We start from the raw sequence: 19,994 nt of genomic DNA on the forward strand, positions 1-19,994 counted from the left end.
GAACGCTGCATCAGATTGTATCCTGCCGCTCCTAGTTCTGAGATGACCTGACCAAAGGTAAGTTTCATCTGGTCCGGCGGACCCACAGGAAGCTCTCCTTTACGGAAGTCCACAATCACCAGCCGACCGCCGGGTCTGAAGTCCTTCCTCAGGCGCCTGAAGTAGTCTGTCCTGTTTTCGATGTGATGGTAGGTGTTACAAATGAAGACTATGTCGACGGGCTCAGGGATGTTGGGATTATCAGGTTTGCCGAGTAGGCTTTTCAGGTTGGATAGCCCTTCCTTATTGGCGCGCTCGTTAAGATAGTCAACCATCCCTTCCTCAATGTCGATCCCGTATACTTTTCCTTGCGGGACCGCCTTGGCAAAACGGACAGGGAAGTAGCCGGTGGCGGAGCCGATATCGGCTATGCGGGAATCCTTTTGCAGACCCATCGATCTGATAACTTCCGCGGGCCTCTGCCATTCCTCTCTTTCGGGCTTTTCAAATCGTTCCACCCACTTTTCAATTTCATCAAACTTGTGCTGACCGCCTTCGTGCTGATATGCATGCTGCTTATGTTTTTCCGGCGTATGCTGCTGTTCTGTGCTCATATCTGTCTTCCCCGGCAATAGTGCGACTGATAACAGTAATAATAGCGGAATGAATTTCTTTGTCATATTGGTATCTCTTTACTTATCAGAAAGTCTCCGGTTGGTAGTAGTACTGCTTGCCCGTATCACCCGGTCTTCCAATCATCTGGAGATAGGGAATGGGTTCCGCCTCTGCCATGTCGATATCGTGAAAGAAAGAGTGCGTCTGGAGTATTCCGACGTCTCCCGCAAGCTGATGTTCATACTGTGACGCCCTGATGTAGATGTCGGCGATGTAGATTTCTCCGCCCTCTGAAGTATAAGCTTGAAAGTAGCGCTCTTCAGACTTGTAATCGAGGGTAGCGTCACAATTGTTCATAGTCAGGATGTTGCCCTCGTCACTGCCGTAACTGATAGAGAGGGCGTCTCTGTCTATAGTTGATTCGGTTAATTTCGCGCTGATGGGCAGTTTGTAGTAGTTGGCGCTGTGATCGAGGTGTTCCTGTGATGTACTGGCCAAAGATAAAACGTACATGGCAAATCTTGGCACTCCGCGGGAGAGGTCCGGGGAAACGATGGCACTGAGGATCAGTTCCTGAAACTCAGGCAAATGCCCCAGCGCCCCCTCGGGGAAATTGAAGGCGGTTACATTGATCAGTCCTACCCCGGGCGCTACTTCCATCAGGCTCAGGCGCGGCGGAATCAGAGGCTGGATATAATCGGTTTCGATCTCGTAAAAAGTAGTCAGCGCGAAATCAAACTCCCAGACGATCAGTTCTTCTTTCTTCTCAACTTTGGTCATCATCGATCACTCCAGAAGAAAGTTGAACTTCTCTGCCGCCTTGAGCAATACTTCGGCGCCTTTATCCAACTGTTTCAGTGTATGCTCTGAAGTGACGAAAGCCCGGATTCTCGACCGGTTCTTGGGTACCGCCGGGAACATCATGAGTGAGATATCAATACCTTCCCGCTGCAGATAATCGCTCAGCGGCAGTGTCAGTCTCTCATCGCCATAGATGACGGGAACGATCCAGCTCGTGGACGAGCCGATGTCCACCTTGCCTTCCAGTTTGGACCGTAGGTAGTTCGCATTGTCGATGATACGCTTCCGTTTCATCCGGCCGTCATCTCCCGCCGCCAGTTCAAGAGCTTTCACCAGTCCACCGGTAACGGCCGGGTCAAGCGCACATGAGAACATCCGCGAGCGTGCGTAGTAGTTGACGTAATTGGTGATATCTTTCCTGGCATAGAGACATCCGCCCACGCCGCCAAAGGATTTGCTGAATGTACCGATGATCATGTCAACCTGATCGAGAACCTCTTGTTCTTCACATACACCTCGACCGTTCTCGCCCGCTACCAGCATGGAGTGTGCTTCGTCCACCAGAACCGTCGCTCCGTATTTCTTTGATATCTCCACAATACCCTTAAGATCGCCGTAGTCGCCGTCGGTGCTGTAAACGCCTTCGCAGCAGACCAGAATGCGTGAATTTTTATAGTCGAGGCGCTTAAGAACCTTTTCGAGAAATTCAACATCGTTATGACGAAAGAGAGAGATTTTTCCCTGGGAAAGGATGGCGCCGTCAATCAGTGAGGCGTGAGAAGAACGGTCAAGCACCACGTAGTCGCCTTTATGGATAAAGGCTGAGATCACCCCCACATTGGCACCGTAACCAGACGAAAAGAGTGACACGCCGTAATCGTCCTGTCCGAAGAAGTCGACAATTTTATCTTCCAGCAGCTTGTGGATCTGAAAAGTTCCGTTGAGGAGGGGAGAACCGGTTGCGCCGAGGCCGTAGAGTTCCAGTGCCTCTTTGGCCGCTGCCAGCACATCTGGATGGTACGAGTAGCCGAGATAATTATAGCTGGCGAAACTGATGAGGTCGAACTCCTGGCCTGTCTCGCGCCGAACCGCCACTTCAGGGCGCTGGGCGGCGAGGTGAGGCACCTCGAACGTGTAGCTGTCGGCAGCCTCAACAAGTTTGCGCCACTTGGCGAACTGACGGATTTCAGCGTGATCTCTACCAACGCTGCGCGAAAACATGTCCAGAGTATAGTCGGTGAATTTTCCCGTTATTTCAGGTTTATCTGTCCGTTCTGTCATCTCAGATCAATCTGTTCGCTGTTGCGATCCAAAAAATGAGCCTTTTCTTTGAATTCTGAATCAAGTTGCTTGTGCACAGTCGAGGTATTTAGCTTACAAATTTATCCATTCTGAGAGGCGTTTCAAACCGATTTCGTGCATCTTAGTATTTGTATTTGAGTCATCCGGTGACCCAGACCACGTTAGTTGCGGAAGAGTGAAAGTTGAGTTGATTTATCGGCAGTTTTGGAATATCTTTAACGACAAGGTAAACGAGGAGATAATGACCAATCATACAGAAGTTCTCGAAAAAATTGCTGTCCGCGTATCGGCGTTCGACGAAACCGGCGGCGATTTGGAGGAAGATCTCTGGCCTTCTGGACGGGAAGTACTCGAGGAAATTGAGGACATGCTTAAAGAAGCGGATCCCGCTGTTCTTCCCGAGAGAAGAGAAGCCTGATACTTTCTTCAGGAGTGAAGTGAAAATGAATTCTAGGCAGATGATTGCGGCTGGACTGTTCCTGGTTTTGTTCTCTAACTTAAGTTACGCCGAGGAGGCCATTGCCCGCGTGACCAAGATGCGCGGCGATGTGAAGCTCAAAAGGCTCACGGAAGCGACTTTTTCTGCAGCAAAGCCCGGCGAACCTGTGTTTTCTGGTGATGCTGTCAGAGTAGGGCCGAAAAGCTTCTGTATGGTGATTTTTCTGGATGATAAAAGTATTCTCAAAATCCGGGAGGATACAGAGTTCCAATTCGTCGATACAGAAAATACACGCAGCATCGATATCCAGTTTGGCAAGATCCTGTCTGACGTGAAGAAGGAGAAGAAGAAAGATTTCAGAGTGGAAACTCCCGTGTCGGTGGCGTCTGTAAAAGGGACTCAGTTCTGGGCTGTCATCAACAGGATGGGTTTCGATAAGTTTTACGGTCTCGAGGGACAGGTGGAAGTGTTCAACGCAGTGAGCGGTCAGTCTGTCGCTCTAGGTCCCGGTGAAATGACACTCTCCACCGCCACCGGCCAGATTGTCTCCTCACCGGCTGATCCGGAAGAGGTGCCGGAAGATCCAGAGGAAGCGATGGAACCTGAGGAAGAGCCTGAACCGGAAGAGGAACCTGAGGCGGAGGAACCCGAGCCCGAAGAGGAGCCTCAAATCGAGGAAGAAGATTTCTTCGAAGAAGAGGAGGTTCCCGAAGAAGCTCCCGAAGAGGCACTTGAGGAAGCTCCCGAAGAGGCGCCCGGGGAAGCTCCGGAGGAACCGGGAGCTGAACCGCCCAAGCCATTTAATATGGGATTAGGCGTAGGATCCGCCACCCTCGACGGCGTGCTCTACAATCAGCTTGCCCTGAGACCGGAATTCAAGATCGGCAAGCTAGGGATCGGTCTCGACCTTGTTCTCTACATAGATAATGCCGGAAACATCCGTAAAGATGAGTGGGATGAGGGCTCTGATTTTATCGATAAGTTCCTTTATGTAAGGTGGGCGGAAAAGTCTGATCCTTTCTGGATAAAGGTTGGATCGCTCGAAGGTGTTACCCTCGGCTATGGCGGTCTCCTCAACGGCTATTCTAATATGATGGAGTTTCCTTCCATTCGCCGTGTAGGACTGAATACAGGAGTCAATGTCGGTCCTATTGGTGGTGAGATTTTTATGGCCAATGTGAAAGACTTCTCCCGCGGCGGCACCTTGCTTGGTCTGCGGGGTACTTATACTGTATCAGAGAGTTTTCCGCTCACTGTTGGGGTCAACATGGTGACCGATATCAACCAGTTCTCCGGGCTGAAGGACGGTGATAAGGACAGCTACCCGGATATATTCGATGACTTCCCCGACAGTTTATCTATCTGGAACGATACCGACGGTGATGGCATTCCCGATCCCCATACCGGAATTGACTCCTCCCGCTGGGATATCGATGCGGATGGTGACAATGTTTACGATCCCCTGGACACTTCACTTGTCCTGAAACCGACCCCGTTCAGTCTCGAAGAGAACAAGAGTACGGCCTCAGGGTTTGCTTTCGATATCGGCTACCCGATTTTGAGAGGAGATGCTGTCAGCCTGATACTATACAGCGAGTTCAACACGCTATCCTTTCCGGAAGTCAATACCGAGCAGTTCAGCCGGCCGGCGAAGAGCGGTACCGGAATTACCGTCCCCGGCCTGAGAGCCACTCTGTTCGGATTTATCACTATGAGTCTGGAATACAGGCTCAAGAACGAATACTATCTGCCGCGATTCTTTGATCAGGCTTACGACCTCAACCGTGTGGTGCCAGTCTATTCGGACACGGGAACCGTAATTCAGACGAAGGATATGATTGTATTTTCAGATTCTACCTCAGTTTTGAACACCAAGGGGTGGTATGGCTCTGGCGGATTCGATCTGTTCGGCATTGCCAGCATCACGGCATCATACGCCAGTATGGCAGCCGATACAACGGAATTCAACAGTTTTTACGCCATGTTGAGTCTGAATCCGGAGAACATTCCTAAATTGAGTGAAGCGAGTGCATATTATCAGCATAATAATGATAAGGATCCTTTTGAGATAGAATCAATCAATACCATCATGGGATATCGTGTCGGCTACGAAGTGAGCAAGGGGGTGAGCCTCGTTTGGGATTATCGCCAGTTCTACCGCGATACAGGAACCGGACTTGAACCGGTAAAACAGACAACTATAGAGACTCAATTCAACTTTTAGCGACAGATGAAGACAGTTCTGCGATTCGATTCAGGGAGACAGGGGTTTGAAAAGGCGACGTACCTGCTGCTTATCCTGGCGGTGGCAATAGCTGTTTTTGGTATTATCTGGGTTTACAACTTCTTGAAATAAAAACATAGGTAAAGGAGTGGAATTGTGAAGTTATCTATCGAATACTGTTGCGCTTGAAACTATCTGCCTAAGTCCGCCAGTTTGGCGAATGAACTGTTAGATCGATACGAGACCAGAATTACTGAACTCACCCTGATTCCTTCAGGTGGTGGCGTTTTTGAAGTCATTAAGAACGGAAATCTCATTTTTTCCAAGAAACAACTCGACCGTTTTCCGCACGATGGAGAAGTCGTCAATCTCATCGAGAACACATAAAATCTGGATCGCGCTGATCTCTTTTCATCTCCTGAGCGGTTTATCAGCTCAGGAGGGTGAAATAGTCCCTCTAAGCGTAAAAGTAGGCATGCTACTTGATGCTGAGGAGAACGCTATTCTCGGTATCTTTCCCGATGTTAAAGGTTTTGAGAGCGCGCAGTTTTACCAGTTGAGTGAAAACAGGTATGAGGTGAAGATCTCTTACATTGAGCAGACTGTTTCGAAATCAACGGAACGCATGATCAATTGGAAGCAATTTCAAAGATTGCGCTACAGGGCCGGCAGTCACCCCGAAATCACCGATGAGATGAGGGAGGCGAAAAGAGATTTTCTCATGTATCTGCAAGTCCACAATATTATGGACGATATTCCGCCTTCTACTTACTGCAAACTGAAGCACTCCAACGGGACTGCTTTAACCGGTACATTCATAGAGTACAAAGACAAGATGATTTCCTTTCAGTCCACAACACGACGGATCGATTTCCCCATCGAAGAATTGGAGTCTATCACTTATCGTCCGTACATCGATGACGGTAATATGACCAAGAAAGTGATAGCGTTCGCCCTGGGAGCACTAGTCGGAGTGGGGATGGAAGAGATGTGGAATGTTCAGTCGCGGCCTTCCATTGATCTTGTCTGGCACAACAGATTCACTGGATTGATCTTGGGACTGGTGGCAGGACCGGAGTTGGTTGAAGCCGTAACCGTCCTGACTTCACCGGACAGGTTTATTAAGTTTACGCCGGAAGAAGTAGCGAAAATGAAGTGAATTCTATAGATTCCCGATGATTTCACTTTTGCGAAGAAAGGAGACGTGAGTTATGGCTGATGAAGAGATTCAGGAACAGGAACAGGTAGACGCGCAGAAGCAGTATCTGATGGCAAAGATTAACGAACTCACTGACGGGATAGGTCCCGGTTACAGTGAGGCGCTCATGGAGGAACTGGTATCGCGCCTGGAGAAGGCCGTTGCCGAATTCCATGAAGAGGTGACTGAACTGATGAAGACGCTGAAAACCCGTGCTCAGGAGAGGAGTGAGAGACTCAAGACAATGATGGATCAGGATAACGGCGCCCCGGTGAGCGAATCGGCTGAACCTGTTGAAACTTCGGCGGAACAGGAGATGAGCGAATGGGAAAAGCGGCTTGAGTCAAAGGGCGGGAAGGCCAGTACGGCTGACGAAAAAGGGGAAGAGGCTGAGCCTGAGCCTGAAGAAGAAGAGCCGAAGAAAAAAGGGTTGTTTGGACGCAAGAAGAAAAAGAAGAAGAAATAGATTACAGATTACACCGCAGTTGATAGAACGGCGCCGAGAAAGATTGGGCGCCGTTTTTATTTGGAACTACCGTATTGCGATAAGTATTCAGGAACCGAGATATGCTCCCTCAGTTGGGGATCCGTCACTGGCTGAGATGCTTGCAAACTGAGTGGAATCACTCCTGCCCAGACAGGTAGCTCATAGTCATCTTCTTGATCTTCGGGTGGTCCGCTGCGCACCTTGGCCGACGCCTCCGTAATGGGGATGGAGACAACTTTCGTTACCTTTAACTCCTTGTCGTTCGGTCGCCGCGCATCTTCCCATCGCCCGGGGAGAAGATGGTCGCTGATAGCTTTCATGGCGGCCATTCTTGCCTTATGATCCTCAACTAGTTCACCTGTCCCGAAGATCACCACCGAGCGGTAATTCATGGAGTGATTGTAGAGAGCCCTTGCCAGCACGACCCCGTCAACGATTGTAATAGTCACACAGAGGGGTTTGCCGGAGCATACGTAGTCCAGCAACCGACTTGCGAAGGACCCATGCAGTATTAGATTGTCTCCAATCCGTGCGTGGATGGTGGGGATGACGACAGGCTGCCTCTCCTCAGCGATTCCCACGTGGCAGATGGGTGCCTCATCGATGATTTCATACAGTGCATCACGGTCGTATACACCCCGGTTGGGATGACGTCTGATGCGATTTAATTTCGTCTTGGGAAATTCCATTGTTTACCCTTTCCTGTTTTTCTGTAACGGTATGGCTCGTTGATCAAACAGCTAGATTTATAGCAATTACGATTGTATGATCGATCAGATTATTTTAGAATTCTTCTTCTGACCAAAAATCCTCCAGCTCCACACCCAGTCCCTGTGCCAGGCGGTTAACGAAAGCAAAGTAGCCTGCTACCTGATTAATGTTAAGAATGGCCGCGTCGGAGAAACCCATTTCCTTCAGCGTGGCAACGTCAGATTCTTCCATGCGCCGCGGTTCAAGGGTGAGCTTGCGGGCGTAATCCAGCATGGCCCGGTCAGGAGTGCTTATGGGTGCCTTTTTATAATCCTCTTTAAACTGGGAGACCAGTTCATCATCTTTTGTCAACTGACGGAGACCCTCTCCGTGATGGGTCAGTCAGTAGTGGCACTGGTTGGCAGCGGAGACGACTACGGCAATCATCTCCCGCTGGATGCGACTGAGGTCCGATTTTCCCCGCATAAGTGTTGCGTAAAGCTGAAAGTGGCTCTTAAGTGAGGGTACGTTCAGGCTGTGAATTTTTATAATATTGTCCACGCCGCCCCACGGTTCTGTCAATTTACCGTAGGCCTCTTTCAGCTCGCCTTGCGCTTCAGTTTCTTGAATCATATTAATCCAGGCCATAATGCTCCTCCGTTAATCGTTGGCTAAGCGCCCATGATCACGATATCGTTGAGTGGAGTGTAACCCGGCAGTAGCCGGGAATGATAATGGTCAAACCGGTTCTCTGTGGAGAACTCCCGTGAGGCAGCCGATGGAGCCGGCCGCTTTGCCCAGTTCATCCACCTCTACCGTAACACAATTCACTCCTAGCTCCTCCAGGAATTTCTGTGTCGTCGGATTTCCTGCCGGCATGATAATTTCCCGCGGTCCCAAAGTGACGAAATTGAGTCCGAAGCCGTGCAAGACTTCATCGGGGTCTGGAAGATACTCTACTCTGTACCCTTCGTCCTGCAATACTTCGACGCCGGCGTGAGCCATTCTGAGAGGCCAGGCGAAGGCGAGATCCCTGTCCAGAAACCGCAATACCCCCATAAGGTGCATTGTACCTACGGGCAGATCGACTCTTACCACTTCAACACCCATCTGATTCAAGACGGTGGTCACCTGATCACATCCCTCCCTGTTGGTTCGCAAACCTTGTCCCAGGATCACTTTTTGCGGGGAGATCCACATGGCATCGGCACCTTCAAATGTGCCGCGACCGCTTACGCTTCGAGGGATTGGAATTCCCAGCCGTGCCAACTTCCCGGCTGTCTGTCGCTCCTCGCCGGCGCGAACAGTAGATGCCGGCCGGGCTACGATAGTTCCTTCAGGGGTGGAAAAAAGTAAATCTGCCATGAACATCTGATTGGGGCTGGACGACTCATCTGTTTCCACATAGTGCACCGCAACGCCAGCATCGCTGTAGGCTTGGGCCAGGGCGTCATGCTGTTGCTGGGCTTTGGCGACATCGACAACTGCCAGCATCTGGACAGCGTCCGGATCTTGCGATGCCGCCAGTGATTCACCGGGGCGGTGCAGAAGTACCGCTTTCAGTCTTGACCATTCGCTGTTGATGCCGCACTGCGCCCATACACTTCCCAGTTCTTCGGTAACAGACTGTTCACGGGCTGACCATGATCCGCCACCGTAAGGCGAAAGATTAAGCGGTTTTGAGCGATCGGGCATGATTGTATCTCCGGAAAGTGGAATAAAAGTAGTCCTTACAATATCATTGTTCCAACTGTAAAATTCTGTCGGTAAATTATTTGATTGTTAAAGCTTCACCTTGAGGCCGTAGCTTCCCGATGGATCGGGACAGGCATCTTCGCTACGGTCATAGTGAAGTAGATATGGGGCCGTAGCTTCCCGATGGATCGGGACAGGCATCTTCGCTACGGTCATAGTGAAGTAGATATGGGGCCGTAGCTCAGATGGGAGAGCGCAGCGTTCGCAATGCTGAGGTCGAGGGTTCGATCCCCTTCGGCTCCACAAGAAGAAGTGGAGGAATGGAAACATGGAGAAATGGAGAAACAAATGGCAATATGCGGTCAGTTCTCCAGTACTCCAACACTCCAAATTTCCATGAGGGATTCGGTCGTGCTAGGTGGGGAGCCAGCGGTGCCCTGTAACCTGCAATCCGCTATAGCAGGACCAATGCCGTGGTGCGGGATCTGCTGTATGGCGTTTCGATGGTAAGCGGTGCTGATCTTTCAGCCCATCGCAATAGGATGTTGTTGAATTCCGTCAGGCCCGGGAGGGAGCAGCGGTAGACAAATTTTCTATGTGCCGATGGTCACCTGAGGAGGAGCTGGCTGCCTTCTGGATTGCCATTCCAGAGCTTTCAATCTGCGGTGCACGACCGATAACTTTTTTGAATGCGTTGAATGAGCGGGAATAGATATACTACAGAGATCAGTCTTGATTGTAGATTGATAACCGAAATCTAAGGGAAATTCAGTTGACCTATCAGGTTCTAGCGCGAAAATATAGACCGGAAACCTTTCAACAGGTGGTAGGTCAGGATCACGTCACCAAGACGCTACTTAACGCCTTCGCCCAAGATAAGATTGCCCATGCATACCTCTTCGCCGGTCCCAGGGGTGTCGGCAAGACTACAACCGCCCGCATTCTCGCCAAAGCCCTCAACTGCTTTAAGAATAGCGAGGGCAATCCGTGCAACGAATGTCAGAACTGTGAAGAGATTACATCTTCCCGCAGTATGGACGTTCTGGAAATCGATGGCGCCTCCAACCGCGGTATTGATGAAATCCGCAATCTGCGGGAGTTGGTGAGATATTCGCCTGTGAATGCCAAGTTCAAGGTGTTTATTATTGATGAAGTCCACATGCTGACCACTTCGGCGTTCAACGCTCTACTGAAAACGCTTGAGGAACCGCCGCCCCATGTGAAGTTCATTTTCGCCACTACTGAACCGAATAAGGTTCTGCCGACAATTCTGTCGCGCTGCCAGCGACACGACTTCCACAGAATGTCCAGCAGTGATATAAACAGCGGCCTGAAAATAGTCCTGGAAAAGGAGAAAATTACCATCGATGACCGGACAGGGCAGCTCATCATCACGATGGCGGACGGCAGCATGCGCGATGCGCTCAGTCTGCTGGATCAGATGATAGCTTTCTGCGGCGATAAGGTAGAATTCGAACAGGCGTCTCAACTGCTTGGCATTATCCCTAATGCACTCTTCTTCGAAGTGAGTGATGCCGTGCGAAATCAGGATAAAAAAGGTCTGCTGACGCTTCTGTACGAGTCCCACAGTAAGGGATATGCTCTCACGGAATTTGTTTCCGGGCTGAACCAGCACTTTCTCAATCTTCTCATCTGTAAGGCTGATGCCGGTCAAGAGCTGATCGAAATGCCGGACGATGTCCGTCAACGTTATTCTGAAGAGTGCCAGAACTGGGATCCGAAAGACCTGCTTCGACTCACAGACCGGGTGACGGAGATGGAATCGAAACTGAAGATTGTTCAGCAGCCCAAAGTCTATGTTGAGACTATGATGCTCAAATTGACTGAAATGGATTCAACTGTCTCACTGACCGAGCTCATTACCAGGCTGGGTGAAGGTGGATTTACGGGTGGTGGTCAACAGAAACAAGTTTCTCCCCATGGGGGTCTGTTCAATAATGTTGAAAACGCGGAAAAGGGCGAGAAGGTCAAGCCGGTGCTGAAAGACAGTGGTGCTGATACTGGCACTGAAAATAAGAAAAAGGTGCAAACTGAGAAGAAGCCGGCTGAAGCTGAGGATGGCAGCGGTTCGTTGCAGAAAGTTCAGGATAAGTGGGATGCAATCATTGCGGAAGTAACAGAAAATGGAACATCCCTGAGTACTTTCCTGAGTCACGGTAAACCACACTCTTTGGACGGTAAGAGGCTGACTATCTCGTTCCCGAAAAAGTACAAGTTCCAGATTGATATGCTGAAGAAGAACGCCAGAAAAATTGAGACGACTATCGAAAAAATTGTGGGAGAAGTCTTTCGAATCGACTTTATTGTGTCAGAGAATCAACGGGATGTTGAACAGTCTCCGGAGGAAGACGATCCGGTGACAAAGCGGATGGTTAAATTATTCGGTGGGAAAATCGTAGAATAGCTAAAATAGAGGTGCAATAATGATCAATAAGGGAAATTTTCAGAGCGTACTCAAGAAGGCGAAGCAGCTGCAAGAGAAACTGGAGGCGACACAGGCGGAGCTGGAAAAGATGGAGATCGAGGGCCAGGCCGGCGGCGGGATGGTGGCGGCCGTTGTGAACGGCAAGCAGGAGCTGCTGTCTATGAAGATCGACCCTGAGATTCTTGATGAAGATGTGGAGATGCTGGAAGATCTCGTTGTGGCAGCTGTCAATCAGGCTCTCTCAAAGGCAGCAGAAGAGTCACAACAGCGTCTCTCATCTGTTTCAGGAGGGTTGATGGGAAACTTAGGTGATATTAAAATCCCGGGGATATAGCCTGTGAAAGCTCTGCCTGACTCACTCAGCCGACTCATCGAAGGGTTTGCCCGTTTTCCTGGAATCGGGAATAAGACGGCGCAGCGGATGGCGTTTTACCTGCTGAAAAGTGACAGGGCGGAAGCGGTTGAACTGGCTAAGTCGATCCTTGAAGTGAAGGATCAGATCCATGAATGTCCTGTCTGTCACAACATTTCAGAGATTTCTCCCTGCGGTATCTGCTCTGATCCCAAGCGGGATGAATCGATCCTCTGCGTTGTTGAAGATACGACCGATCTTCTCGCTTTTGAGAAAACGAATGAATATAACGGCAAATACCATATCCTGGGTGGTGTCCTCTCACCGCTGGACGGTATAGGGCCAGATGAACTGCACGTGGATTCACTGCTGGAGCGCCTTAACGGCAAGACGGAAGTTATCATCGCTACCAATCCCAGTGCGGAGGGAGAGACAACGGCGCTTTATCTCGCCAAGATCCTTAAACAGCGGGACCTCAACATCACCCGGCTGGCGACGGGTATTCCCGTGGGAGGAGATCTGGAATACGCTGACGAAGCGACCATTATCAGTGCTTTGGAAGGGAGGGTAAAACTTTAGTATGCTGCCGAATATTCTTACAATTGCGCGAATCCTGCTGACACCATTTTTTATCCTCTGTCTTTTCCATGATGCACCGTGGGCCAAGCCCATGGCTCTCCTTGTCTTCATCGTCGCATCCGTGACTGATGCGTGGGACGGTTATATTGCACGCAAGAAAGACCTCGTCACCAAAACCGGTGCTTTCCTGGATCCGCTTGCTGATAAGATACTGGTCTCCTCGGCATTCATCTCTTTCGCCATCATCGGCAAGATTCCTTACTGGATGGCGGTGCTTATCATCTTCCGCGATCTGTTCGTTACCGGACTGAGGATGCTCTTTCTGAGTCGCGGCGTAAGTCTCATTACCAGCAAACTCGCTAAGTTCAAGACAGCTACCCAGATTTCCGCCATCGTTTTTGTTCTGTCGTATATGGCTCTTAAAGCGATCACACTCATTAATGCAGAAGCTGTTCTCACTTTTGTCGAGTCGTTCAATCTGATCTATTATGCTGTCTACGGAGTTACGCTATTTACTGTCTATACCGGTCTCAACTATCTGTATGTCAACCGGACAGCCATCCGTGAATTCATCACCACCTCCCACGATCTCTCGTGAGATCGGCTCTACTTTACTTTTCTGATGCCATTGCCACTGTATTCCGTATCGGTCACCTGCCGTTAGCACCCGGTTCCTGGGGAAGTGCTGCCGCCGTAGTGGGGTGGTACCTTCTGCCTGAACTAAGCGGTACGGTCTACTGGTTAATCATAATCAACCTATTCCTACTCGGTGTCATCGCATCAGCTATCATCGCTCAACGTGACAGCGATGTTGATCCTTCAAAGGTAATTATCGATGAATGGGTGGGGATGTGGATCGTACTCCCATTTGCGGAAGAGGGCTGGGTATCAGTACTTGTGGCTTTCATCTGCTTCCGGCTGTTTGACATTCTAAAACCGTTCCCCGCAAGAGCAACAGAGAGGCTCAGGGGCGGTTGGGGTATCATGCTGGACGATGTGGTAGCAGGAGTCTATTCTATTGCGGTGCTGACACTCATTAGGATATTCGTATGAAAGTGGCTATCATTACTATCGGCGACGAAATTCTGGGAGGATTCACACTCGACTCAAACGCCACCTGGATGGCGAGAAAGCTGATGGATATTGGAATCGAGATAAACTGGAAAATGTCGGTGGGAGATACGGCAGATGATATCAAAGAAGCGTTGCGTATTGCTTCTGAAAAATCGGACGTTGTTCTCTGTACAGGCGGACTGGGTCCCACGGTGGATGACATCACCATGAAGGCTTTCGCTGAATACATCAGTGCCGAACTCGTCTTTGATGAAGACTATTATGAGCGGCTGAAGGAGATCTTTGATGAGCGCGGCTACGAGATGCCCGAATCCAACCGCGGTCAGGCTTACGTGCCTGATAAAGGTGACATAATCCCCAATCCGAAAGGGTCGGCCCGGGGCGTAAAGTATGTTGCTAACAATACTTCCTATTACGTTCTTCCGGGGGTACCCTCCGAGATGAAAGCGATGATGGAAAAGACAATCCTCCCCGAGATGAAGAGCACGGTGAAGGAAGATATTAAGGTTACTACACTGCGGACAACGGGTATGATGGAGTCGGCACTGCACGATGCATTGAAGGAGGAGCTTGATGGAAATGACGTCCGCATCGGATTCCTGCCGGGATTTACGGGCGTCGATATCAGGCTCTCTTCAACAGATTTGGATAAGGTGATGGAACTCGCCTCCGCCATCTACGAAAAGATCGGACGCTACATCTATGCGGAGGATTGGGAGACGCTGGAAGAGGCGGTGGGGCGTGAGCTGAGGGAAAAGGGACTCACCATAGCTGTGGCGGAATCGTGTACCGGAGGTCTCCTGGGTGACAGGTTCACCAATGTGCCGGGGAGTTCGGTATATTTTCTGGGCGGTGTGGTGAGCTACAGCAATGAAGCTAAAATGAACCTCCTTGGTGTGCAGAACGATACGTTGGTGGAACACGGTGCTGTAAGCGAAGAGACAGCAGCAGAAATGGCACAGGGAGTGAGACAACTTTTCCAGGCCGATACAGGCATCTCCGTCACGGGAATCTCCGGACCCGACGGCGGCACTCCGGAAAAACCGGTTGGGCTCACCTTTATCGCTATCGACTATTCAGGGGATGTCAGCGTGAAGCGGCTGATGTTTCTGCGCGACCGGCGATTCAACAAGGAGCTGGCGGCCCAGACGGCCCTGAACCTCGTTAGACTGACGGTCGGCTGATGCAGACTACGCCAACTGAAGTAAATTCCGGTACAGCCATGACATTCGAACACGATCCGTCGGCATCAGTGGGTGATTATAATTCTCATAATCTTATAATTGCCGGAGATAACATGGTATCACTTAAATGGTTACTTGAGGAGTATACCGCCGCTGTCCGGATGATCTATATCGACCCGCCGTACAATACGGGGAAGCGTTTTACGTTTCGCGATAACTTTATTCCTGTACCGGAGGGCAAGTCATCTGCAACAGGGGCCGGATCCCACGACATCTGGTGGAATTTCATGTTTCCCCGTCTGCACGCAGCGCGGGAACTGCTTGCTGAGGACGGTGTTATTTTTATCTCCATCGATGACAATGAAGTCCACAATCTGCGCCGCATGATGGATGAGATCTTCGGCGGCGGCAATTTCGTATCGACGATGATTCGCCAGAGCGGAGTCGCCCCGCGGCAGGATGCCCGCTTCGTGGCGGTACAGCACGACTATGTGGTCTGTTACGCCAAAGACTCTAAACAGTTGAAGCTGAACCGCAAGCCGAGTGAGTTGAAAGGATTTGTCCATGAAGATGAGTACGCGGATGAACGTGGCAGATACCGCTTGAATAAACTCGACCGCGGCAGCATCCGCTACTCGGAGAGTCTTGATTATCCCATCGAAGCGCCGGACGGGACGGAGGTGTGGCCGGGCGGAGATCCTGAGGACAGGAAGTGGACGTGGCGCTGGTCAAGGAAGAAGGTAGAGTGGGGTAGGGAGAACGGGTTCATCGTTTTCAGGAAAAGCAGGAACGGCAAGAACAGCGTCTATTTCAAGGAGTATGAGCGGGTGGATAATAAGGCTCAGCCCCACATCAGGACCAACCCTTACCCCTCCATCATTCGCGGCACCCAGAACGAAAAGGGAAACCGGGAGTTGAAAGCACTTTTCAATCGGCGGGTCTTCGATTATCCAAAGCCGGTTGCCCTGCTCAAGATTCTTCTGCAAATGGCTACCGACAAGGATTCTATCGTACTCGATTTTTTCGCCGGTGCAGGTACTACGGGGCACGCAGTCTGGGAGCTGAACAGCGAGGACGGCGGCAAACGCAAGTTTATCTTGGTGCAGATTGACGAGCCTGTTCGGGACGAAAATGTCGCCCGGGACTTCCCAACGGTGGCAGATATCTGTATCGAGCGGATGAGCCGCGCCGCGGCACTGTCTGACTTTTCCCAAGGGAGTGGCGATCAAGATTTAGGATTCCGAGTCTATCGTTCCCGCGCCCAGCAGTCTGATTGAAAAACAAGCATACGAATGCTGATACCCGATTCCATTGAGAGAACTGTTCCTGTCCGGGAGCAGCTTAAACGGGAACTGGACGCCGACGGAATGTCGCTCTTTGAGACGGAAGGCATTTCACACAAGAAAGGTCAGTTCTCCGTTTTCCAGCGATTCCTATGGCAAGATGACGTGCCGTCAGATCAGAACCGGGTGCGGCTGATGGTTCGGGAAGCGGTAGACCTGGCCAAGTACGGCATCTTTGAATGGCTCGATTTCAACGTCTTCTTTATCGTCTACACGGAGCGATGCGGGCAATTCCTTGTTTACGGGCTCAGTGAAGGGATCATTGAGGATGTATTAGACTCTAAAGATTGCAAAGAGCTGGCCGCATGGCTCAGTCAATACGCAGGTAAAAGGCAGCGGATGAAGCCGCTGGTTAAGCCTGAATATTTTACCTGCCTGGATCACTGTCTGAGGGAGAACGGGGTGCCGTATCCGGGTAACTTTGACGGCATTATCTTTTCGGAAACGAATGTCCCGCAGGTGGTGCTGGAGTTCTCGCGGGTGAAGTACGACTCACTGCAGAAACATCGCAAGAACCTCCTTTCGGACAGGATGGGTCAACGGCTGTTCACGGAAGACAAAAACCGCTGGCGCATCATCCTGGAATTGTCGCAGGAGCTCTCAATTTCCAATCTAATCATTTGGTGGCAGGACGGCAACAGTGATAAGTTTATGACGGGATCTGTAGCGCATGTTGATTCAAAGAGCGGTTTGAATATCGATGATGAAATACTTTCCTTCCATCAACTGACATCAAAGTTGTCTGAGATGATTTCTGAAAGAAGCGCAACGGTCTATGACAGCTGACCGTCTCAAAAGAACATTTTTAGCGGTTGAACTGCCCTATCAGGTAAAGCAAGTGGTGCTCCAGTTGCAGACGACTGTGGAAGCGAAACCGAAAGTGGTAAAGTGGATGAAAGCGGCCAACATTCATCTGACGCTCAGGTTTATCGGTGCCACGCCGGAGGAAGAGATTCCGAAAATCAACGCCGCCCTCGCCGAGGTTGTGAAAGGTTATCGCGACATAAAGTTGCGCGTGAAGGGGACGGGAGTATTCCCCAAGCCGCAGCGTCCGCGGATTCTGTGGCTCGGTATCGAAGGGAGTGTGGATCCGCTTCGTGATCTTGTAACCGGTATCAATAGAGCTCTGGATGAGATGGGGTATCCAGCCGAGAAAAGGCAATACACGCCCCATATCACCATCGCCCGAATCAATTATCCGCAGCGGGTGACGCCCGATGTTACCGCCTTCCTCAACTGTGAATACGAGCCGATTGACCTCAGCGTGGAAAATGTGAAATTCTTTCAAAGTGATCTAGTTCCCGGCGGACCGATCTATACACTTCTGGGCGTTTATCATTTGACCCCGGAAGCGACGAACGCGAAGGATCAGTAACCGGATCACCACTTTGCCAACGTGCCAAAAACTTGTAATCAAATGTGTCGGATTAAAAAAAATCGGATTCGGTGCACAAGATCAATTCCTAAACTGTTGCGATATCGATATATTTTGCATGACAATCCGGAAGATTTGCAGTGAAATGACTGATGAAACGGACACAATTGAAACTCTAATCAACTTAGCAGGAGAATTACCGCAATGAGCAAAAATGATGAAGGCAAGAAACTAAAGGCTCTCGATCTGGCAGTTGGGCAGATTGATAAGCAGTTCGGCAAAGGATCCATCATGCGTTTGGGTGAAGAGTCACAGATTCCCGGTATCGACGTTATTCCCACCGGGGCGCTGTCGCTGGATGCCGCTCTCGGTATCGGCGGCGTGCCGCGAGGGAGGGTCTCAGAAATCTACGGTCCGGAGATGTCCGGCAAGACGACCCTCGCGCTGCATATTCTGGCGGAAGCGCAGAAGCTCGGCGGCTACGGCGTGTTTATCGATGCCGAACATGCCATGGATCCCATCTACGCTGAGAAGCTGGGTGTTAATATCCAGGACTTGCTCGTCTCCCAGCCAGACACGGGGGAGCAGGCGCTGGAGATTTGTGAGACCCTCGTCCGCAGCGGGGCGGTGGATATTGTGATCGTCGACTCGGTGGCAGCGCTGGTTCCAAGAGTAGAACTGGAGGGGGAGATGGGCGACAGTTATGTGGGTTTGCAGGCGCGGCTTATGTCTCAGGCGCTACGCAAGCTTACCGGTACGGTCTCCAAATCTAACACGTCAGTAATCTTTATTAATCAGATTCGTGAAAAGATCGGTGTCATGTTCGGCAATCCTGAGACGACGCCCGGTGGCAGAGCACTGAAGTTTTACACATCAATACGGTTGGATATTCGCCGCATTGGTGCCATCAAGGAAGGCGATACGAGCACCGGCAGCCGTGTGCGGGTAAAAGTTGTTAAGAATAAGTGCGCGCCTCCTTTCCGGCAGACGGAATTTGACATCATGTACGGCGAAGGAATCTCTTATGAAGGCGATCTGCTCGATCTTGCCGTGCAGGCGGATGTGGTGGAGAAGTCCGGAGCGTGGTACTCCTACGGCGATGAGAAGATCGGCCAGGGGCGGGAGAACTCGAAGGTCTATCTGAAGGAGTATGCCGATACCCGTGAAAAGATCGAGAGCGAGGTGAAAGCATTCCTCGGCATGGAAGTGGGGGAGGATGGCGAAAAAGAATGAAGTAACCGACATCAGAGTCAATGTGAAGCGCCCTGACCGGCGCTCAATCTTTATCAACGGTGAATTCGCCTTCAGTCTTTCTGAGGGCGTTTTTATCGAAAAGGGGATCCACGTTGGCGACAGTCTCAGCGATGGAGAGCTTGAGAGCATAGTCGATTCAGAGGAGCTGCAAAAAATGCGGGAAGCGGCGGCAAATCTTCTGAGTTACCGTCCCCGCAGTGTCAAGGAGATGAGTGACCGGCTGATCCGGAAAGGGTGGGAGAAGGAACCGGTGGAACAGATAATTGGGGAATTGAAGGAGAAAAGATATCTTGAAGATAGGGAGTTCGCCACTATCTTTGCGCGGGATAGAGTAAAGAACAAGTGTTTGGGATCTCTGGCGCTCAAGAGCGAACTGTTCAAGAAGGGGGTGAGCAAGGAGATTATCGCGGAGGCAGTGGCGGAGATTTATGAAGCACACCCTCCCGGGACACTCATCGAACGGTTGCTTCGGAAAAGAAAGATATCGAAGGAGACACCGATCTCAGCAAAGGAGAAACAGCGGCTGGTGGCCATGCTGCGGCGCAAGGGATTTACGTGGGATCAGATGGAGCCGTTTATAAGAGAGCTGAAGGTGGGAGAAGGGAGATGAAGAATCTTACTTCAAGAGGAACATTTTGCGTACCCTCACAAAGCCAGATGTGGTTCCCTCTTGCATCCCGACCGTACCCCTGTCACTTCAACAGCACCATCTTCATCGTCTTAGAATAACTGCCCACTTTGATCCTGTAGATATACAGACCCCCGCTTAATAGTCTACCCAGATCATCGGTAGCATCCCAGACAGCTGTTTTGTATCCAGCATCAAATCACAAAAAAGAATAAACCTATGGCAGCCGCAAGGCGAAACAGTTCACCTGGTTTTGCCCATTGTTTTCCTTCCATTAGTCCACCAAAGATTACAACTGATAAAGTAACAACTCCTGCGATAAGTATTTT

Annotated in this window: 23 protein-coding genes, 1 tRNA gene and 1 other RNA gene; 19 read left to right on the forward strand and 6 right to left on the reverse strand. The window is 50.6% G+C overall.

What is annotated here, in order from left to right; genetic code table 11:
• The 3 genes from QF669_05985 to QF669_05995 form a co-directional block, all read right to left on the reverse strand.
• The coding region (locus QF669_05985) for a methyltransferase domain-containing protein (protein MDP6456983.1) at positions 1–659 on the reverse strand (659 nt) is incomplete at its 3' end.
• A 19-nt stretch (positions 660–678) separates the two neighbouring features.
• Positions 679–1,377: a hypothetical protein gene (locus QF669_05990; GenBank protein ID MDP6456984.1), complete on the reverse strand. Its 699-nt coding sequence runs from the start codon at positions 1,375–1,377 to the stop codon at positions 679–681.
• A gap of 3 nt (positions 1,378–1,380) precedes the next feature.
• The gene (locus tag QF669_05995; GenBank protein MDP6456985.1) at positions 1,381–2,676 is read right to left on the reverse strand and encodes an aminotransferase class I/II-fold pyridoxal phosphate-dependent enzyme; all 1,296 of its coding nucleotides are present in this window, start codon (positions 2,674–2,676) and stop codon (positions 1,381–1,383) included.
• 262 nt (positions 2,677–2,938) lie between these two features.
• On the opposite strand from QF669_05995, the gene QF669_06000 reads away from it, so the two are divergent.
• From QF669_06000 to QF669_06025, 6 genes are read left to right on the forward strand one after another with little or no spacing between them, the layout of a single operon-like run.
• Positions 2,939–3,115 (forward strand): hypothetical protein, encoded by a 177-nt coding sequence (locus QF669_06000; protein ID MDP6456986.1) that lies wholly within the window; start codon positions 2,939–2,941, stop codon positions 3,113–3,115.
• A gap of 25 nt (positions 3,116–3,140) precedes the next feature.
• Positions 3,141–5,360: a FecR family protein gene (locus QF669_06005; protein MDP6456987.1), complete on the forward strand. Its 2,220-nt coding sequence runs from the start codon at positions 3,141–3,143 to the stop codon at positions 5,358–5,360.
• A 6-nt stretch (positions 5,361–5,366) separates the two neighbouring features.
• Positions 5,367–5,492: a hypothetical protein gene (locus tag QF669_06010; GenBank protein ID MDP6456988.1), complete on the forward strand. Its 126-nt coding sequence runs from the start codon at positions 5,367–5,369 to the stop codon at positions 5,490–5,492.
• Between the two features lie 24 nt (positions 5,493–5,516).
• Positions 5,517–5,747, forward strand: coding sequence for a SelT/SelW/SelH family (seleno)protein (locus QF669_06015; protein MDP6456989.1), 231 nt, complete (start codon positions 5,517–5,519; stop codon positions 5,745–5,747).
• On the forward strand, positions 5,713–6,519 hold the full coding sequence (locus tag QF669_06020; GenBank protein MDP6456990.1) for a hypothetical protein: 807 nt from the start codon (positions 5,713–5,715) through the stop codon (positions 6,517–6,519). The genes QF669_06015 and QF669_06020 overlap by 35 nt, the downstream gene beginning before the upstream one ends.
• A gap of 52 nt (positions 6,520–6,571) precedes the next feature.
• The gene (locus QF669_06025) at positions 6,572–7,024 is read left to right on the forward strand and encodes a hypothetical protein (GenBank protein MDP6456991.1); all 453 of its coding nucleotides are present in this window, start codon (positions 6,572–6,574) and stop codon (positions 7,022–7,024) included.
• A gap of 56 nt (positions 7,025–7,080) precedes the next feature.
• On the opposite strand, the gene QF669_06030 is transcribed toward QF669_06025, so the two are convergent.
• The 3 genes from QF669_06030 to QF669_06040 form a co-directional block, all read right to left on the reverse strand.
• Complete coding sequence (locus tag QF669_06030) at positions 7,081–7,734, reverse strand: pyridoxamine 5'-phosphate oxidase family protein (GenBank protein MDP6456992.1); 654 nt, start codon at positions 7,732–7,734, stop codon at positions 7,081–7,083.
• 94 nt (positions 7,735–7,828) lie between these two features.
• Positions 7,829–8,383 carry a peroxidase-related enzyme gene (locus QF669_06035; protein MDP6456993.1) on the reverse strand — a complete coding sequence of 185 codons (555 nt, stop codon included), beginning with the start codon at positions 8,381–8,383 and terminating at the stop codon, positions 7,829–7,831.
• Positions 8,384–8,473: 90 nt separating this feature from the next.
• Positions 8,474–9,430: an arginine deiminase family protein gene (locus QF669_06040; GenBank protein ID MDP6456994.1), complete on the reverse strand. Its 957-nt coding sequence runs from the start codon at positions 9,428–9,430 to the stop codon at positions 8,474–8,476.
• A gap of 230 nt (positions 9,431–9,660) precedes the next feature.
• Here QF669_06040 and QF669_06045 point away from each other — a divergent pair.
• The 13 genes from QF669_06045 to QF669_06105 all read left to right on the forward strand — a co-directional run bounded on the left by QF669_06045 (position 9,661) and on the right by QF669_06105 (position 19,647).
• Positions 9,661–9,733 (forward strand) — tRNA-Ala (locus QF669_06045).
• Positions 9,734–9,839: 106 nt separating this feature from the next.
• Positions 9,840–10,103: signal recognition particle sRNA large type (gene ffs, locus QF669_06050), an RNA gene on the forward strand.
• A 99-nt stretch (positions 10,104–10,202) separates the two neighbouring features.
• The gene (gene dnaX, locus QF669_06055; GenBank protein MDP6456995.1) at positions 10,203–11,855 is read left to right on the forward strand and encodes a DNA polymerase III subunit gamma/tau; all 1,653 of its coding nucleotides are present in this window, start codon (positions 10,203–10,205) and stop codon (positions 11,853–11,855) included.
• A gap of 19 nt (positions 11,856–11,874) precedes the next feature.
• Positions 11,875–12,210 (forward strand): YbaB/EbfC family nucleoid-associated protein, encoded by a 336-nt coding sequence (locus tag QF669_06060; GenBank protein ID MDP6456996.1) that lies wholly within the window; start codon positions 11,875–11,877, stop codon positions 12,208–12,210.
• A gap of 12 nt (positions 12,211–12,222) precedes the next feature.
• Positions 12,223–12,807, forward strand: a complete 585-nt coding sequence (gene recR, locus QF669_06065) for a recombination mediator RecR (protein MDP6456997.1) — start codon at positions 12,223–12,225, stop codon at positions 12,805–12,807.
• Between the two features lies 1 nt (position 12,808).
• On the forward strand, positions 12,809–13,405 hold the full coding sequence (gene pgsA, locus QF669_06070) for a CDP-diacylglycerol--glycerol-3-phosphate 3-phosphatidyltransferase (protein ID MDP6456998.1): 597 nt from the start codon (positions 12,809–12,811) through the stop codon (positions 13,403–13,405).
• On the forward strand, positions 13,402–13,860 hold the full coding sequence (locus tag QF669_06075; GenBank protein ID MDP6456999.1) for a phosphatidylglycerophosphatase A: 459 nt from the start codon (positions 13,402–13,404) through the stop codon (positions 13,858–13,860). Before pgsA ends, QF669_06075 begins: the two co-directional genes overlap by 4 nt.
• The gene (locus QF669_06080; GenBank protein MDP6457000.1) at positions 13,857–15,065 is read left to right on the forward strand and encodes a competence/damage-inducible protein A; all 1,209 of its coding nucleotides are present in this window, start codon (positions 13,857–13,859) and stop codon (positions 15,063–15,065) included. The genes QF669_06075 and QF669_06080 overlap by 4 nt, the downstream gene beginning before the upstream one ends.
• Positions 15,065–16,342 (forward strand): site-specific DNA-methyltransferase, encoded by a 1,278-nt coding sequence (locus QF669_06085; GenBank protein MDP6457001.1) that lies wholly within the window; start codon positions 15,065–15,067, stop codon positions 16,340–16,342. Before QF669_06080 ends, QF669_06085 begins: the two co-directional genes overlap by 1 nt.
• Before the next feature lie 15 nt (positions 16,343–16,357).
• The gene (locus QF669_06090; GenBank protein ID MDP6457002.1) at positions 16,358–17,194 is read left to right on the forward strand and encodes a hypothetical protein; all 837 of its coding nucleotides are present in this window, start codon (positions 16,358–16,360) and stop codon (positions 17,192–17,194) included.
• On the forward strand, positions 17,184–17,783 hold the full coding sequence (gene thpR, locus QF669_06095; GenBank protein ID MDP6457003.1) for an RNA 2',3'-cyclic phosphodiesterase: 600 nt from the start codon (positions 17,184–17,186) through the stop codon (positions 17,781–17,783). The genes QF669_06090 and thpR overlap by 11 nt, the downstream gene beginning before the upstream one ends.
• Before the next feature lie 204 nt (positions 17,784–17,987).
• Positions 17,988–19,016 (forward strand): recombinase RecA, encoded by a 1,029-nt coding sequence (recA, locus tag QF669_06100; protein ID MDP6457004.1) that lies wholly within the window; start codon positions 17,988–17,990, stop codon positions 19,014–19,016.
• Positions 19,000–19,647: a RecX family transcriptional regulator gene (locus QF669_06105; protein ID MDP6457005.1), complete on the forward strand. Its 648-nt coding sequence runs from the start codon at positions 19,000–19,002 to the stop codon at positions 19,645–19,647. The genes recA and QF669_06105 overlap by 17 nt, the downstream gene beginning before the upstream one ends.
• The last annotated feature ends 347 nt before the right edge of the window (positions 19,648–19,994 follow it).

The organism is Candidatus Neomarinimicrobiota bacterium (genome assembly GCA_030743815.1).
GTDB lineage: Bacteria > Fidelibacterota > Marinisomatia > Marinisomatales > S15-B10 > UBA2146.